This is a genomic window from Glaciimonas sp. OK215, from assembly GCF_057787885.1.
On sequence record NZ_CM173544.1, the window covers coordinates 1,418,155 to 1,434,360 of the forward strand.

Annotated in this window: 12 protein-coding genes; 2 read left to right on the forward strand and 10 right to left on the reverse strand. The window is 56.6% G+C overall.

Annotated elements, in window-relative coordinates; all coding sequences use genetic code 11:
- Positions 1–45: 45 nt before the first annotated feature.
- From AC3CHX_RS06320 to AC3CHX_RS06335, 4 genes are all read right to left on the reverse strand, one after another.
- A complete protein-coding gene (locus AC3CHX_RS06320) occupies positions 46–1,197 on the reverse strand; it encodes an ABC transporter ATP-binding protein (protein WP_488643227.1) in 1,152 nt (383 codons plus the stop codon).
- Between the two features lie 94 nt (positions 1,198–1,291).
- A complete protein-coding gene (locus tag AC3CHX_RS06325) occupies positions 1,292–2,176 on the reverse strand; it encodes a carbohydrate ABC transporter permease (RefSeq protein WP_488644736.1) in 885 nt (294 codons plus the stop codon).
- Between the two features lie 4 nt (positions 2,177–2,180).
- Complete coding sequence (locus AC3CHX_RS06330; RefSeq protein ID WP_488643228.1) at positions 2,181–3,143, reverse strand: carbohydrate ABC transporter permease; 963 nt, start codon at positions 3,141–3,143, stop codon at positions 2,181–2,183.
- A 232-nt stretch (positions 3,144–3,375) separates the two neighbouring features.
- Positions 3,376–4,641, reverse strand: a complete 1,266-nt coding sequence (locus AC3CHX_RS06335; RefSeq protein ID WP_488643229.1) for an ABC transporter substrate-binding protein — start codon at positions 4,639–4,641, stop codon at positions 3,376–3,378.
- Positions 4,642–4,956: 315 nt separating this feature from the next.
- Between AC3CHX_RS06335 and zwf (AC3CHX_RS06340) the strand changes: the two genes are divergently transcribed.
- A complete protein-coding gene (zwf, locus tag AC3CHX_RS06340) occupies positions 4,957–6,432 on the forward strand; it encodes a glucose-6-phosphate dehydrogenase (RefSeq protein WP_488643230.1) in 1,476 nt (491 codons plus the stop codon).
- A 119-nt stretch (positions 6,433–6,551) separates the two neighbouring features.
- On the forward strand, positions 6,552–8,525 hold the full coding sequence (locus AC3CHX_RS06345; RefSeq protein WP_488643231.1) for a glucokinase: 1,974 nt from the start codon (positions 6,552–6,554) through the stop codon (positions 8,523–8,525).
- A gap of 143 nt (positions 8,526–8,668) precedes the next feature.
- Here the strand turns inward: AC3CHX_RS06345 and AC3CHX_RS06350 are convergent, their stop codons facing one another.
- The 6 genes from AC3CHX_RS06350 to zwf (AC3CHX_RS06375) all read right to left on the reverse strand — a co-directional run bounded on the left by AC3CHX_RS06350 (position 8,669) and on the right by zwf (AC3CHX_RS06375) (position 16,166).
- Positions 8,669–9,538 (reverse strand): nucleotidyl transferase AbiEii/AbiGii toxin family protein, encoded by an 870-nt coding sequence (locus AC3CHX_RS06350; protein WP_488643232.1) that lies wholly within the window; start codon positions 9,536–9,538, stop codon positions 8,669–8,671.
- On the reverse strand, positions 9,526–10,608 hold the full coding sequence (locus tag AC3CHX_RS06355) for a type IV toxin-antitoxin system AbiEi family antitoxin (RefSeq protein ID WP_488643233.1): 1,083 nt from the start codon (positions 10,606–10,608) through the stop codon (positions 9,526–9,528). The genes AC3CHX_RS06350 and AC3CHX_RS06355 overlap by 13 nt, the downstream gene beginning before the upstream one ends.
- A 376-nt stretch (positions 10,609–10,984) precedes the next feature.
- Positions 10,985–12,082: a porin gene (locus AC3CHX_RS06360; RefSeq protein WP_488643234.1), complete on the reverse strand. Its 1,098-nt coding sequence runs from the start codon at positions 12,080–12,082 to the stop codon at positions 10,985–10,987.
- Between the two features lie 512 nt (positions 12,083–12,594).
- A complete protein-coding gene (locus AC3CHX_RS06365) occupies positions 12,595–13,806 on the reverse strand; it encodes an AGE family epimerase/isomerase (protein WP_488643235.1) in 1,212 nt (403 codons plus the stop codon).
- 16 nt (positions 13,807–13,822) lie between these two features.
- Entirely contained in the window at positions 13,823–14,677 is an 855-nt protein-coding gene (locus AC3CHX_RS06370) for an SIS domain-containing protein (RefSeq protein WP_488644737.1), read from the reverse strand.
- Positions 14,678–14,693: 16 nt separating this feature from the next.
- Positions 14,694–16,166: a glucose-6-phosphate dehydrogenase gene (gene zwf, locus AC3CHX_RS06375; RefSeq protein ID WP_488643236.1), complete on the reverse strand. Its 1,473-nt coding sequence runs from the start codon at positions 16,164–16,166 to the stop codon at positions 14,694–14,696.
- Between the last annotated feature and the right edge of the window lie 40 nt (positions 16,167–16,206).

The following is a 16,206-nucleotide window of genomic DNA, read 5'->3' on the forward strand; positions in this document are numbered from 1 at the left end:
AAAAATCACAGTCCAAAAATCATCACTTAGCCAGTGCGTTGCTTGTCAGCTGATTCTTTGTTCCGACACCGGATCAAACAATACCGCCTTCGACAGGTCGAAAGCCAGTTGCATTTGCTCTTTCGGTCTTGCCGCTGCGCGCGGATGGGTCCGGCAGGTGATGCGGGTGTCGTTGAAATGGGTGAAGACAAGCGTATCGGGGCCGGTCGGCTCGGTCAGCTCAATGGTGCAGGATACTTCGCTCGGGCGGTAGTCGCCGTGCGAACCGTCTGACTCGGAGCCGCGGGCGCTGAGGGCGTCGGTCACGTGTTCCGGGCGAATGCCAAGGATGATGTCGCGCCCGATCCAGCTGGCAATCGCCGGTGTTTTGGTATGCGCCGAGGGCAGCGGCAGCAAGCTGGCCTGGCCCGCATGATCCAGGCTGAATGCGGCACCGCCGTTGGCGCCGTGGGGCACCAGCTTGCCGCGCAGGAAGTTCATCGAAGGGGAGCCGATAAAGCCTGCGACAAACAGGTTTTGCGGATTGTCGTAAATCTCCTGCGGACTGCCGAACTGCTGCACCACGCCGTCCTTCATGACGGCAATCCGGTCGCCTAGCGTCATTGCTTCGATCTGATCGTGCGTCACGTACACGATGGTGCTACCCAGGCGTTGATGCATCAACTTGATCTCGGCGCGCATTTCGACGCGTAGTTTGGCATCCAGGTTGGACAGCGGTTCGTCGAACAAAAATAGCGATGGATCGCGGGCGATGGCGCGTCCCATGGCAACCCGTTGACGCTGGCCGCCGGACAGCAGTGCGGGTTTGCGATCCAGTAAATGGGTGATTTGTAATGTCTGGGCGACGCGATCGACGATTTTCTTCTGTTCGGCTTTGGCGACCTTGCGGATGCCGAGCCCGAACGAAATGTTTTCCCGCACCGTCATGGTCGGATACAGCGCGTACGACTGGAACACCATGGCAATATCGCGCGCTTTTGGCGGGATGTCATTGACGCAGCGGTCACCGATCATGATCTCGCCTTCGGATACCGTTTCGAGACCGGCGATCATGTTCAGCAGGGTCGATTTTCCGCAGCCGGAACCGCCGACCAGAATCAGGAATTGACCATCCTCGATCTCCAGATCGATACCTTTCAGAACTTCATTGCCATTCGGATAAACCTTGCGCACATTGCGAATTGATAAGCTAGCCATCTTGAACCATCTCCTGATCGATCTTTGCGGCCGAAATCGTGGTTCCGGCCGCTGCAAATAAATGGGTAAAAAATTCCCGCTGAATAGTCCTACATCACCCCTTGACGGCGCCGGCAGTCAGTCCGCGTACAAAATATTTCCCGGCCAGCAGATACACCACCAGCGTCGGCAATGCGGCGATGATGGCGGCCGCCATGTTGACGTTGTATTCCGTGACGCCGGTCGAGGTATTGACCAGATTGTTCAGCGCCACTGTTACCGGCTTGGCATCGGAACCGCCGAACACCACGCCGAACAGGAAATCATTCCAGATTTGCGTGAATTGCCAGATGAAGCAGACCATGAAAATCGGCAGCGAGAGTGGGAAAATGATTTTCCGATAGGTCATGAAGAATCCGGCGCCGTCAATCCTTGCCGCCTTGACCAGTTCCTCCGGCACCGTGACGTAGTAATTCCGGAAGAACAGCGTGGTGAACGCAACGCCATACACAATGTGGACGAACACCAGGCCGGTAGTGGTATTGGCCAGATCGACCATCCCCAGCAAACGTGCCATAGGCAGAATCACCACCTGGAATGGAATGAAGCAACCCACCATCAGTGCGGTAAATACGATCTCGGAACCACGGAAGCGCCAATGCGCCAGCACATAGCCGTTGAGTGAGCCGAGCAGGGTTGAAATCAGCACCGCCGGGATCGAAATTCTCAGCGAGTTCCAGAAGAACGGCGCCAGGCCGTTGCAATCGACGCCGGTACAGGCGTTGCCCCAGGCTTTGACCCAGGCTGCGCCGGTTGGCGAATGCGGCAGCGACAGCAAATTGCCGGCGCGTATTTCATCCAGCGTTTTCACTGAAGTGCTCAGCATCACGTACAGCGGCGCCAGGTAATACAGTGCGCACAACACCAACAGGATATAGATCGCGACGCGGCCGACGGTCAGCTTGCTGCCTTCGTGGTGGGCAGTGCTGCCATTACTCATGCTGTTAGCGGCCATTGCGCGCTCCTTTGGTTTCCAGGTACATCAACGGCACCAGCACTGCCAGTACGGTCGCCAGCATCATCATTGCCGACGCCGCGCCCAAGCCAAGCTGACCGCGCGAAAATGAATATTGATACATAAAGATGGCCGGTACGTCAGACGAGGTGCCGGGACCGCCCGCGGTCAATGCCATCACCAGGTCGAAGCTCTTGATGGCGATGTGGGCCAATACCAGCAACACGCTGAAAAACACCGGACGCAAAGCCGGGATCACAATGCGCCGGTAAATCGTCGGCAGGCTGGCGCCGTCGACTTGTGCCGCCTTGATGATGCTGTCGTCAATGCCGCGCAGACCGGCCAGAAACAGTGCCATCACGAAGCCTGAGGATTGCCAGACACCGGCAATCACGACTGTATAGATCGAAAAGTCGGAGTTGACCAGCCAGTCGAAGCTGAAATTGGCGAAGCCCCAGTCATGCATCATTTTTTCGAGGCCGAGACCGGGATTCAAAATCCATTTCCAGGCCGCCCCGGTAACGATGAAGGACAGCGCCATCGGATACAGATAAATCGCGCGCAAAGCACCTTCCGCACGAATTTTCTGATCCAGCAGGATCGCCATGAACAGGCCGATCGCCAGGCAGAACAAAATGAACAGGCCGCCGAAGATGCCCAGGTTGGTCGCGGCGACCCACCAGCGATCGAGGCCGAACAGGTCGGTGTATTGATGAAAGCCGGCAAATTCGTAGTTCGGCATCATGTGTGAATCGGTCAGCGATATCCATGCGGTCAGGGCAATGAATCCGTAGACGAATACCAGCGAAATAATGATGGTCGGTGACAATACGAGGCGCGGCAACCAGTTATCGGCGAAGGCCGCAATACGTCCTCGCGGCGCCAGATTTTTCGAAGGTTTTGCTGCGCTCCCGGCAGACGCATCTGGATAGGGGAGGGTTTGATTGGACATGCAAGTCTCCTGAGGCAGGATCATAGCCAGGTCATCGCTGCCGGCAAACTATCAGCCAGCATCCAGACCGGGCAGATGCCATCGCGACGATGTTGATCGCGACGGCATCCCGTTTTTATTTACGTACTTATTTACATCACTTTAGTTCGCTAACTTGCTTTGTCAGCTTGGTACGCGAGCTTATGTATACGTAACGTTTTTGATGCATTTCAAATTAAATAACCAATACAGATTATTTAGTCTTTGCAGCTTTCGCCAATGCCTGCGCTGCAGCCTGCGATGTCATGTTCGAGTTCATGAACTTGGCAATCACATCCAGCATCGCACCTTGCACTGCGGAACTCACCGCCATGCCGTGTGCCATGCTCGGCTCCAGTGTATTCGCTTTGCTGGAGGACGCCATGTCATCCATCGACTTGACCGCGCAGCTGTCGAACTTGGTCCGCGGAACGTCCGGACGCACTGGAATCGAACCCTTGTTCAGGTTGAAAATTTCCTGGAATTCCGGACTCATGATGGCGGTTGCCAACGTTAACTGATCTTTTTGTTCGGCAGGATTTTTTACCTTGAACATGGCGATGGAGTCGATGTTGTAAGTGTATGACTTGTCAGTGCCAGGTGCCGGTACGCACAGGAAATCCTTGCCTGGCTGTTTGCCCGCAGCGGTGAATTCGCCCTTGGCCCAGTCGCCCATGAACTGCATGCCGGCTTTGCCGTTGATGACCATCGCGGTCGCCAGGTTCCAGTCGCGCCCTGGTGCGTTCTTGTCGATGTAGGTCTTGATTTTGGCGAGTGTGTCAAAGGTCTTGATCATGGTCGGGCCGGTCAGCGTCGCCTGATCCAGTTTCACCAGCGCCTTGTTGTAGAAATCGGCACCGCCGACACCCAGCGCTGTAGATTCAAAGACAGTGGCGTCTTGCCATGGTTGGCCGCCGTGTGCAATCGCTACGAAGCCGGCTTTTTGCATTTTGTCGGCGGCGTCAAAGAATTCCGCCCAGTTGGTCGGTGTTTTTGCACCGGCTTTTTTCAATACTTCCGGATTGATCCAGAGCCAGTTGACGCGGTGCACGTTGACCGGAGCGGCAACATAATGGCCTTGATACTTCATCGTGTTGGAAACCACTTTCGGCAGCAGCGCGTCCCACTTGCCGGCGCTGGCAGCGGCGTCGATATTCGCCAGCACGCCTTCCTGGCCCCACTCCTGAATTGACGGTCCCTTGATCTGCGCTGCAGTCGGAGGGCTGCCGGCGATGACCCGCGCTTTGAGTGCAGTGGTGGCATTTTCACCAGCGCCGCCGGCGACCGCAAAGTCTTTCCAGGTGACGCCTTTGGCTTCCATGATTTTTTTCAGTTCGGCGACTGATTTGGCTTCGCCACCGGAAGTCCAGTAGTGGAGCACTTCAACTTGTGCGGCATGCACTGCGGCCGATGCCGACAGTAGTGCGGTTGCTGCTACGGTGGTGACCATCGTGGATTTTATTATTTGCTGCAGTTTCATACTTGTCTCCTGTATAAAAAACGCTAAGTAAGGTGCTAAGTGATTTTCGGCCTGCGCGTGCTGGTTGCTGATTGATTGCCGGACTAAAAAGCAAAATCCAATATTGGTGCGTTGGCGCTGCACCGTTTGCTGCACCAATTTGTTGTCATTAGCTCTAACGCAACAGATTGTGTGATGTCAGCAGGCTAGCTAGTAAAACTACATGATCAACTGATTTTATCCGATAATACCCGTAAATCAGTCTCTTCGCCGCTTGTAATTGTAGTAAAGCTACATTAAGATTGCAATATAAGTTTTTATTTATTACAGAGAACGATGCAAACCCATCCTCCTTTTAACTTTATTTTGTTTGGCGCGACCGGCGATTTGTCGATGCGGAAGATTCTTCCGGCGTTGTTTGTCGCCCATCGCGAGGACAAGCTGCACCAGAACGGTCGCATCATCTGTGTTTCCAAGCAAGCCTTTAGCCGGGATGCGTATCTCGACTGGGTCAGCGAGAATGCTGCCCGGCATGTCAAGGGCAATACCCCGGTAGATCGGGACGACGCGCAGTGGCAAAGCTTTCTGGCGCGGATTGATTATCTGGCGCTGGATTTGGTGGATCCGGCGGGCTATCGGCGCCTGGCGGACCTGCTGGCCGATAGCAAGGCGGTATCGGTATTTTATTTGGCAACTTCGCCTTTGTTGTTTGAACGCATCTGCGCCAATCTGGCCGCCAGCACGATTGATTTGTCGCAGGCACGGGTAGTGCTGGAAAAGCCGCTCGGTCATGATTTGCGCTCTTCTCATGCGATCAATGATGCGGTGGCGCGGGTCTTTTCCGAAGATCAGATTTACCGCATCGATCATTATCTGGGCAAGGAATCGGTACAGAATTTGCTGGCGCTGCGCTTTGCCAATAGCTTGTTCGAGCCACTCTGGCGGCGCGAATCGATCGCACATGTACAGCTCACGATTGCCGAGCAACTGGGGGTCGAAGGACGCGGCGAGTTTTACGATGGCACCGGGGCGTTGCGCGACATGGTGCAGAATCATCTGCTGCAATTGTTGTGCACGGTGGCAATGGAGCCGCCGACCTCGCTCGATGCGAACGCCGTACGCGACGAAAAAGTCCGGGTATTGCGTGCCTTAAAGCCGTTTTCCGCTGAAGATCTGGAATTGCGGGCGGTGCGTGGCCAATATGTGTCAGGCGCAGTCAACGGCCAGTCAGCGCCGGGTTACCTGCAGGAGCCCGGCATTCCGCCCCAGTCGCAGACCGAAACCTTTGTCGCGTTGCACGCAGAGATCAATAACTGGCGTTGGGCCGGTGTTCCGTTTTTCTTGCGTACCGGTAAGCGCCTGGCGCAGCGCGCGGCAGAAATCGTCATCACGTTCAGGCCTATTCCCCATGCGATTTTGCCAATGCCGGCCGGCCCGAGCGGGTTAGTCAGCAACCGTCTGGTCATCCGGTTGCAGCCGGATGAATCGATACAATTGCATTGTCTGGCGAAGCAACCGGGCGACGGGATGATTGTGCAACCGGTAGCGCTCGATCTGTCGTTCGATCAAGCTTTTCAACAACGGCGGGCGGAAGCCTACGAGCGACTTTTGCTGGATGCGATTCGCGGTAATTTGTCACTATTTGTCCGGCGCGACGAACAGGAGGCGGCGTGGAAGTGGGTAGAACCGTTGTTGCATCACTGGCAAACCAGTCAATCGCCGCCAAAGCCGTATATGGCCGGCAGTTGGGGGCCGACAGCATCATTTGCGATGATGGCGCGGGCCGGTGCGCAGTGGCCTGAAGATCGTTAAGGTTTTGCAGAAAAACGCGATAAATTGACGCATATCGACGCCAACATGTGGTGCCGGATCGTATGCCGACTTTATTTAAATTTTATTTAATCAATTGTTTTAATTGAAGGTTTTACGTCATGTCTTCATCTACGGCCGTAAATGCTAACGCAGCCCCAACGGATGGCTATCTGGATGGTCCGCGCTTGCTGGCAGACGTCGGTGGCACCAACGCACGGTTTGCGCTGGAGCGTGCACCGGGCCAGATCGCTGCGATACAGACCTTGCGCTGCGCCGATTATGCCGAATTCGCGCTGGCGGTCGAGGCTTATCTGGCGTCCAGTCAACACCCGCAGGTACGCCACGCCGCCATTGCCATTGCGAATCCGGTGCATGGCGATGAAATCAAAATGACCAATCACCATTGGGCTTTTTCGATCGACGCGACGCGCCGCCGCTTGAATCTGGACACCTTGCTGATCGTCAATGATTTCACCGCGCTATCCATGGCACTGCCGCATCTGGAGCAGTCGCATTGCGTCCAGATCGGCGGCGGCAAACCGCTTGCCGGCGGCGTGGTCGGACTGGTCGGTGCCGGTACCGGGCTGGGCGTGGGCGGCTTGATTCCATCCGACGGCCGCTGGATTGCGCTGGGGAGCGAAGGCGGTCACGTGGGATTCGCACCAGGCGATGCCCGTGAAGCGGCGGTGCTGGCGTATTGCTGGCGCACCTATTCGCACGTTTCTGCGGAGCGGCTGGTGTCCGGCCCCGGGATCGAAATGACCTATCAGGCATTGGCTGACATGCGCGGCATCGCCAATCCCGAGCCGCTGCAGACTGCGCAGATTGTGGAGCGTGCGCTGAATGGCAGCGATGAATTATGCGGCGAAGTACTCGAATGTTTTTGTGCCATGCTGGGCACTGTTGCTGCCGATGTGGCGATGACGCTTGGCACGTTGGGCGGTATCTATATCGGTGGTGGCGTGGTGCCGCGCCTGGGTGAGTACTTTGCCAACTCGCCGTTCCGCGCCCGCTTTGAAAGCAAAGGCCGATTTGCTGCTTACATGGCCAAGATTCCGACCTACGTCATCACCGCGCCTTATCCGGCATTCGTCGGTGTCGCCGCCATTTTGGCCGAGCATCTCGGCGGTGGCAATGCGGTCCCGATACTGGAAAGAATCCGCAAGGCGCGTTCCCAGTTTTCACCTGCCGAACAAAAAGTCGCCAGCGTGATTCTGGCCCATCCTCGCGCGGTCATGAGCGAGCCGATTTCGGAAATCGCCCGCCGGGCGGAGGTGAGCCAACCGACCGTGATTCGTTTTTGCCGCACCATGGGTTGTCAGGGGCTGGCCGATTTCAAGTTGAAACTGGCGTCGGGCGTCACCGGTACCGTCCCTGTCGCTCACAGTCAGGTCCATGTCGGCGATTCGTCGCTGGATGTCGGGGTCAAGGTGGTCGACAACACCATTTCGGCGATGATGGAAGTGCGTGACAATCTGAATGCCGACACGCTGACCAAGGTCATCGATATTCTGAGTCAGGCTTCACGCGTCGAGTTTTATGGTTTCGGCAGCTGCGGTCTGGTGGCAGAGGACGCTCAGCAGAAATTTTTCCGTCTGGGGATTCCGGCATCGGCCTACACCGATCCGCAATTGCAGGAAATTTCGGCTTCGTTACTGAAAAGCACCGATGTCGCAGTGATTATTTCCAATTCCGGCCGCTTGCGTCATCTGGCGCCGGCGGTTGAAGTTGCTGTCAATTCCGGCGCTACCATCATTGCGCTGGCGCCGAGCAACTCCCAGTTGGCCAAGCGCGCCGATTTCACGCTGGCGGTCGAGCACGACGAAGGCAGCAACATGCACATTCCGATGGTCTCGCGGATTTTGCTGCTGCTGTTGATTGATGTACTGGCGGTTGGGGTGTCGATGAACCGCTCCAGTCCGTTTGCCGAACTGCAGCGTCAGGCCAAGCGCGGGATTCTGGCGCATATCGCATCGATTCAAGGAGATACGGCCAGCGACAAAGTTTCCGCTAAAGACGGTGCCCAGGCAGCGCCCGCACAAGCGCCCGATGATAGTCCCTTATCGCCTAACCTGATTTCGCATACGAAGTAAGCACCTTCACCATCGTCATTCGACCTGGCGCATCCGGCGAAGAGCCGGATGACAGCATGCGCCCACAAGCGCGGCTCTACAAAATGCATCAGGCGGGCGCTTTCTTTGTGACGGCCGGGCACGTTGGCGTTGCGCCATGGCACTTACCCCCTTAATCCAAGTGCGCGCAGCCAGGCATCGACCTGACCGAAGGCGTCTTGCTGCCATTGCTCCGGGCTACGGTCGCCCAGCACATTCGTATCTTCGACGAAGCGGCGTACACAGGTCGGCCCGAAGCCATCAACGGTATCGAATTTACCAGCGATGAAGCCGTAGCTTGCCGCACCACTTGCATGTTCGAGCAGTGGACGGCATGCCTCGGCGAGTGCTTCAGGCCCGTCGGGGTAGTTACGGATGCAGTAGTAGATGTCGTAGGCATCTTTCTGCTTGTAGCGACCTTCCACCGCGTGACCTTTCATCGCGAGGAGGGCAGGGATGGAGCAGACCGCGATTTCGACCTGGTTCGTGCCACCTGCAGGCATCGGCCCGCTGATTGCCACCATATGATAGAAGCGCATCGCCAAGTCAGCGCCGTCCGCTCTTTGCACCGCTAAGTCACTGATCAACGGCGGGATGTTTTTGACGATTTCGGCATCACGCGGCATCAGGAAGTCAACGATTATGTCGATCGGAGCCCCGTCATCTTGGGTGAGAACCTGACGCACGAGCTGAAACCGCCGCAACGCCCCGCGTTGGTGATAACCGTGGCCGCGTAAGGCATCGATGAGTATGGCGTATTCACCATCACCCAATGCCTCTGCATCCAACCCGACATCCACGTCGAGCGTGCCGACGTGTGGCATATCCTCGTTGCCCAGCAGCAGCCACGGCACCGCGCCACCGACGATGGCAAACTTACCTTTGAAGCTTCCGAGGATCTGGCCGATTTCGATCAGCACAGTCTTCACGGCCGCCGTCGTGCGATCGTCGTAATCGGCGGCGGACTGTGGCTCACCTGGCGTCATTTCGGCCATGTCAGCCTTTCTCGCCGTAGATGATCGGCGGCCTCTCGCCCGCGTTCGCCGGCGTTGGCAAGATCAAGATAGGTTTGGACAGGGCTCGTGCAGATTGCTCCAGGCGCCGGTTCCTCCGTGTCGCGCAACAGACCAGCATCCTTGAGCAGGGTCACCACTGCGTTTTCGCCTTTGGAAATCAGGGACAGCTTCAAGGCTGACTGCAGTCGTTCGAGACCTGCCTCGTCCGCATAGAAATACTGCGTACCTGTCCGGCCGTACGGAGCGAGCCAATGCGCCGCAGAGAAGGATGCAAATGCCGCCAGACCGGCATCGCCATCTGAACGTAGCACTCGCCGCGCAGCTTCCTCAAACGCGCTGCCGTGCAGGGTTGTATAGAAGGCCACGCGCTTTCCAACTGGTGGTTCGTAGGCGTCGCGCCACTTGTCCAGCAGCGCGTCGGGCTCGGATAAAAACAGGCCTTCCTCGGACACTTGCGCCCACTCCCGATCGAGCAAGCCGACACGGACGTTGCTAACGTGACCAAGGCTGACGGCGGCGGCCTGCGCAAGATCCGTGACGCGCCACGCCTGACGGGGATTGCGAAGCATCACGCGCAACACCTGCGCGGATTTAGGTTTGAACAGCGACCTGAGTTCACGCCGATCGGCAGCGGGTTTGCTCGCGACTTGGCGTTCGATAAAGACGCTGTCGAAGATAAGGCGTGCATTGCCTTCGAGGTCGAGAAAGCCCACATCTTGCTCACGGCACAGCGCTTGAGCGTCAGGGGACAGATAAGGGGCTATGAAAACAGGCGTGGCATCTTGCGCATGATGCGCCATGTAGTTGCGCAGTTGGAGTAATGCGATCCGGACATGGCGCGGCTGGCCAGTGGATTTCACTTCGCAGACCAGTGCATGGCGCCTGCCTGACACGTCGATATGCGCCACGATGTCCACGCCCTGGTCAGGCCCAGACTCTTCGTGCTCAACGTCCAAAAGCTTGATCGCAGGCACTTGCCCCAACAGCAAACGAAGTGCCTGCGCCGCTTGGCGCTCGATGTCTTTCATCAAATGATCTGGTTTCAGCATTTGTTGAAAATAGCATTTTCAGTGAAATTGTCAAGATGCTCTTCACTGGAACAAGCACTTTCAGTGTTTGCTGAAATGACTTCTTCTGGTGAAAATTGGTTTAACTCAATTGTCGTATCTACAAGAAAGCACCGGGGTATGCTGAATCCATTTGATCCCTGGGAAAACTCGCTGTGGCGGGCCTCAGCGTAGATCAGCCAAATTCGGTGCTGGAGTCAGCATGAAATAAAAAATGCCCACTCAGCTACGAATGGGCAAAATCTGGGGGGAACCCAGGGACGTCTCGCTACTGCCACTAATCGGCAAAATGACAGGATATTGCAGACTGGCACGCCGAGCTCAAGCAGCGCGCCAATCGGCACTACCCGGATACTGCTTAGAACGAGTGGCTGACACCTGTGTAGAACGCGTTCTGATTTTGACCCGTCAAACCGGTTCCATCGCCTGTTTCAACCTGGAAATTCGTGTTCGAGCCGTTACGTATGGTGCCGATGCTCGCGTACAGCAGAGTGCGTTTCGACAAGCTGTAGTTGGTGCCCAGCATGAACAGGTTGGCGCTGCCGGTATTTTGATTCAGCTTGACGTGATACGCCGCGCCGATCAATGTCAGTGCCGGCGTCAACTGGTAGTTGGCGCCTAGCCAGAAGTGGTTAGCCTTGTCCGGACCGGCGATGACTTGCGGTGCCGACAGATTTTCGTAACCGGCAAACATTTTCAGTTTGTCGATGGTGACGGTCCCGCCGACAGTCAATTCTTTCGAGAATTGGAACAGGGTCGAATACCGGCCGTTTGGATCATTGGCGACGTCGTACATCGCTACGAGTGAATAGCTGGGTTGTACAAAGGACAGAGCGACACCGCTGCTGCTGTTCTTCTTGGTCGAGCCGGCAACTTCACCGAAGCCGTATGCGCCCTGAGCCGTGAAGCCGCCCATGTCCGGTGAGATGTATTGAACCTGGTTGCTGGTTTGCGGCCAGTTACGACCTTTTACCAGGGTTGCCGTACTCAAGGCCTGCTGGCCGGTTGGATCCAGGCCCCAAACGATGTCGCTTGGCAGAGTCAGGTCGCGGCCCATTTTCACGGTACCGAAACCGCCGCTCAGGCCGACCAAAGAACGGCGCGTCCACAGGCCGGAGCCGCCATTCACGCTACCGTTGCTGGCGTTAAAACCGTTTTCCAGAGTGAAGATGGCTGTCAGTCCGCCACCCAGGTCTTCCGCACCCTTGAAGCCGAACATGCTGGTGCCCCACGAGTTGCCGCCCATACCCCATTGTCCGCCGCGCTGGCCGGTAGTTGAGTTGAATTGATTGCTTTGGTAGTCGACGCCGGCGTCGACACGACCATAAATGGTGACATTGGTTTGGGCTTGGGCCTGGCCGGCGCAAGTGGCGGCCAGAATGACAGCTGCTACTAGTGGTTTTACCGTTGGCAGGCGGGAGGCCGTGCGCAGAGTTTTCAAAACGGTTTTGCTCATCTCATCTCCTAAGTAAAAATATGGTGTTGACCACCGTTTTCCGAGTCTTGCTAGCTCGAAATTCTTGAATCTGGCTATGCCAAATGCATTGCAATGCAGATTTGCTGTGTTGATGCTGATGGTAAACCCTATTGTGTCATTTTTGTTTTATTTATGTAGTTTTACTATATTTATGTTGCAAATTTGCAGCATGGAACGATTTTCATGCGGCGTTTAACCGTTGAAAATGGTTATCGCAGGGCGAGAAAAGGTTATCGCTAGCAATGTAGCAGTTTTATTGTTTTGGTAAACTGGAGTGGTGTATTTTTACTACAAGTAGCTTTGGTACATTTTCCGGCGGCTAACGGCAGAAGATGCGCGTGCAACCAACGGCCTGTTGACAGGCAGCCGGTCGCAGGGGGCGCAGATGTTTTTTAGCAAGGAATGTACTTGTGCCAGTTGTGGCGGCTTGGCGCCGGCATTCAGGCAAAGGGCGGCTTCGATCAAAGCCGGTTAAAGATTATGCTGGCGGATTACGCTAGCGCGCTGCCAACCGCATACAGCGATTCCAGATAGGCACCCATAGGATGATAGAAGTCGGTCTTGCCATACGGTGGTTTTTCCGGGCCGTAGCGACGGTTGTCACGGTGCAGAATCCGGTACCAGCCGCCTTGCCGGGAGTCGATCAAATGGTCGGCACTGTATTGCCACAGTTTGTTATACCAATCCCAGTAATGCGGGTTGCCGGTACGCTGCGCCAACAGTCCTGCCGTCGCCAGCGACTCCGCCTGCACCCAAAAGTATTTGTCGTCATCGCAGGCGCTGCCATCCGGCGCCAGAGCGTACACCAGGCCGCCGAATTGCTGGTCCCAGGCCAACGGCATCGTCACATCAAACAACGCTTGCGCACGCGCTAGCAACCAGTCGCTGTCGCGTTGCAGGTGTGCGCTATGGCGCTCGAGCAGCAGCAGCAACTTGGCCCATTCGGTCATGTGGCCTGGCTGATAACCCCATGGCCGGAACATATTGCTGCTGTCGTGACGGTTATATTCCCAATCCACACTCCAGTCGGCATGGTAATGCTCCCAGATCCAGCCATTGCCTAGCGCTGCCTGGCGTATCGTGATGTTGTGTGCCAACAGTTCGGCTCGGTGCAGATAACGTTTATCGCCGGTCGCTTCAAACGCCGCAATCAATGCTTCGCAACTGTGCATATTGGCGTTCTGGCCGCGATAGGACGACACCACGCCAGCGGGCGTTGCTTCATCGGCATACAAGCAGTCGGTTTCCGACCAGAACAGGCGTTCCATCAACGCGAACGTTGCATTCACACCGGCCGCGGCTTCGGTGATGCCGATTCTCAGCGCGTGGGCATGGGCCAGCAATACGAACGCCAGGCCGTAGCAATGCTGGGTGCGGTCAACCGGCACGCCGTTTTCCAGCACCCAGGCGTAACCGCCATATTCCGCTTGCTTATGTCGTTCTTCCAGGAAGCGCAAGCCATGACGCGCAGCTTCCCGATATACCTCTTTGCCATCCAGGCGAAATGCCAGCGCATAGCAAAACACCATGCGCGCGCTGTTGACCAGATGGCGGCTAGCGGCATCGTAAACACTGCCGTCGTCATTCAGGTAATGGAAAAACCCACCGGCCGGATCAATCGCGCGTGGATGGAAAAAAGCGATGTCGCGCTGCATCTGTTCGGTCAGGAAGGCCGGATTCTGGAATACCGAGGGTGGCGTCATGATGGTCGAGTTCTGATCAGCGGAAGAAAGAGTCGAACTGCATGTCGAACTGTTGCAGCGCTTTCTGTGCGTTTTGCATTTTCTTGCGGAATTCCGGTCCGCGCTTGAGCGCCAGGCCCACCGCCAGAATATCGATCACCACCAGATGCGCCAGCCGCGCCGAGATCGGCGTATAGGGGTCGGTATTGAAGCTCAGGTCGATCGGCACCAGCACGGTTGCCAGTTCTGCGAGCGGGGTGCCGCTGGGACCCAGCACGATGATATCGGCACCGCCTTTTTTAGCCAGTTGCACACTGCGCAGCAGCGCCGCATTGCCGCCGCGTTGCGAGATCGCTACCACCGCATCGCCAGGCTGTAACAGCGATGCCGCGATACTGTGGATATGCGGATCGGAGTAGGCCACGGTCGGTACGCCTGAGCGGAAGAACTTGTGTTGCGCATCGGCGGCCACGATACCGGAGGTGCCCTGACCGTAGAACTCGATCTTGTTGGCCTTCAGCAGAACGTCGAGTGCGCGCTGAATGGCATCGGGACTCAGGTGATTGCGCAAGTCCAGCAGGGTGTTAATCGATCGGCTGCAAATCTTGTTGACCAGATCGGCGGCAATATCATCCTGTGCCAGCATTTCGTTGGCACCCGGCAATGCCACCGCCAGGCTTTGCGCCAGCTTCAGTTTGAAGTCATGCCAGCCTTCATAGCCGACGGCGCGGCAAAAGCGCACCACTGTCGGCTCCGAGACTTGCGCGTTTTTGGCCAATGCGGTGATGTTCTCCGACAACGCCAGTTGCGGATTGTCGAGGATCGTCAACGCGACCTTTTTCTCCGACTTGGACAGCAGGTCGGTTTGGGTGCGGATGGCGTCGAGTAGCATTGTCACTTAGATCACCCTAGACTTCTGGCAGCGCTTCTTCGCGCCACTGCAAACCGTCGCGACCGATGAGGGCGCTGGCCGCCGCCGGGCCCCAGGTGCCGGCGCTGTAGGGGATCGGCTCGTTTTCTTCCTGCTCCCAATAATCGAGAATCGGTTCAACCCATTCCCAGGCCGCTTCCAGTTCGTCGCTGCGCATGAACAGGGTCAGCTGTCCACGCAGCACATCGAGCAGCAGTCGCTCATAGGCTTCCATGCGCGGCGCTTTAAAACTTTCGCGGAAATTCAGCTCCAGTTCGACTGGCTTCAAACGCATGCCGTCGCCGGGCGTTTTTGCCATCAGATTCAGGTGCAGGCCTTCGTCCGGCTGCAAGCGGATTACCAGGCAGTTGGCTTCAAAGCTATTGTTCGGCTGTGTGAAAATCGAATGCGGAATTTTCTTGAAACGAATGACGATTTCGGCAAGCGAATCGGCCATGCGCTTGCCGGTGCGCAGATAAAACGGCACGCCGGCCCAGCGCCAGGTGTCGACTTCGGTTTTGAGGGCGACAAAGGTTTCGGTGCGCGAGTGCGGATCGGCATCCGGCTCCTTGCGGTAGCCGGGGACTGCGACACCATTCACGTGACCGGCCCGGTATTGGCCGCGCACGACGTTTTGCGCCAGGCTCACCGGCGTGAAGCGTTTCAGTGAGCGCAGGACTTTCAGCTTTTCATCGCGCACCGCGTCGGAAGTGATCGAGACCGGCGGTTCCATGGCGACGATGCACAGCAATTGCAGCAGATGGTTTTGCAGCATGTCGCGCAGTGCGCCCGAGCTTTCGTAATAGCCCATCCGATTGCCGACGCCGAGTTCTTCGGCGATGGTGATCTGCACATCGGAAATCCATTCGCGACGCCATAACGGTTCGAACAGGACGTTGCCAAAGCGGAGTGCCAGCAGGTTTTGCACGGTCTCTTTGCCCAGGTAGTGATCGATACGGAAAATCTGCGATTCAGAAAATATCTGACCGACTTCAGCATTGATTTGCTTGGCGCTGGCGAGGTCGCGGCCGAGCGGTTTTTCCAGCACCACGCGAGAATTCGGCGTGGCCAGGCCGGAGGAAGACAGGTTGCGACAGATTTTGGAAAACAGTGCCGGTGGCGTCGCCAAATAAAATACGTTGGTGATTTCCGGATCAGGGCGCATGGCGGCAACCAGGGCCTGATACGACTCGGGATCGGTGGCATCCATGGCGACATACTGGACGCGCTGGCAGAAACGTTCCCAGACAGCCGTATTGAACGTGTCCGTGGAAACGTGCGGGCGGGCGTCTTTTTCGATCTGCCGAAGAAAATCGTCGCTACTCATCGGATGTCGCCCGACACACAGGATGCGCGCGTTCGGCGGCAAATCCTCCGCACGATCGCGCGAGTACATCGCCGGTAACAACTTACGCATTGCGAGATCGCCAGTGCCGCCAAAGATTGCCAGATCAAATTCTGCTAGAGCCATGATGTTTGATTATCCGTTTTACTTAGAAAGTCTATAGTGA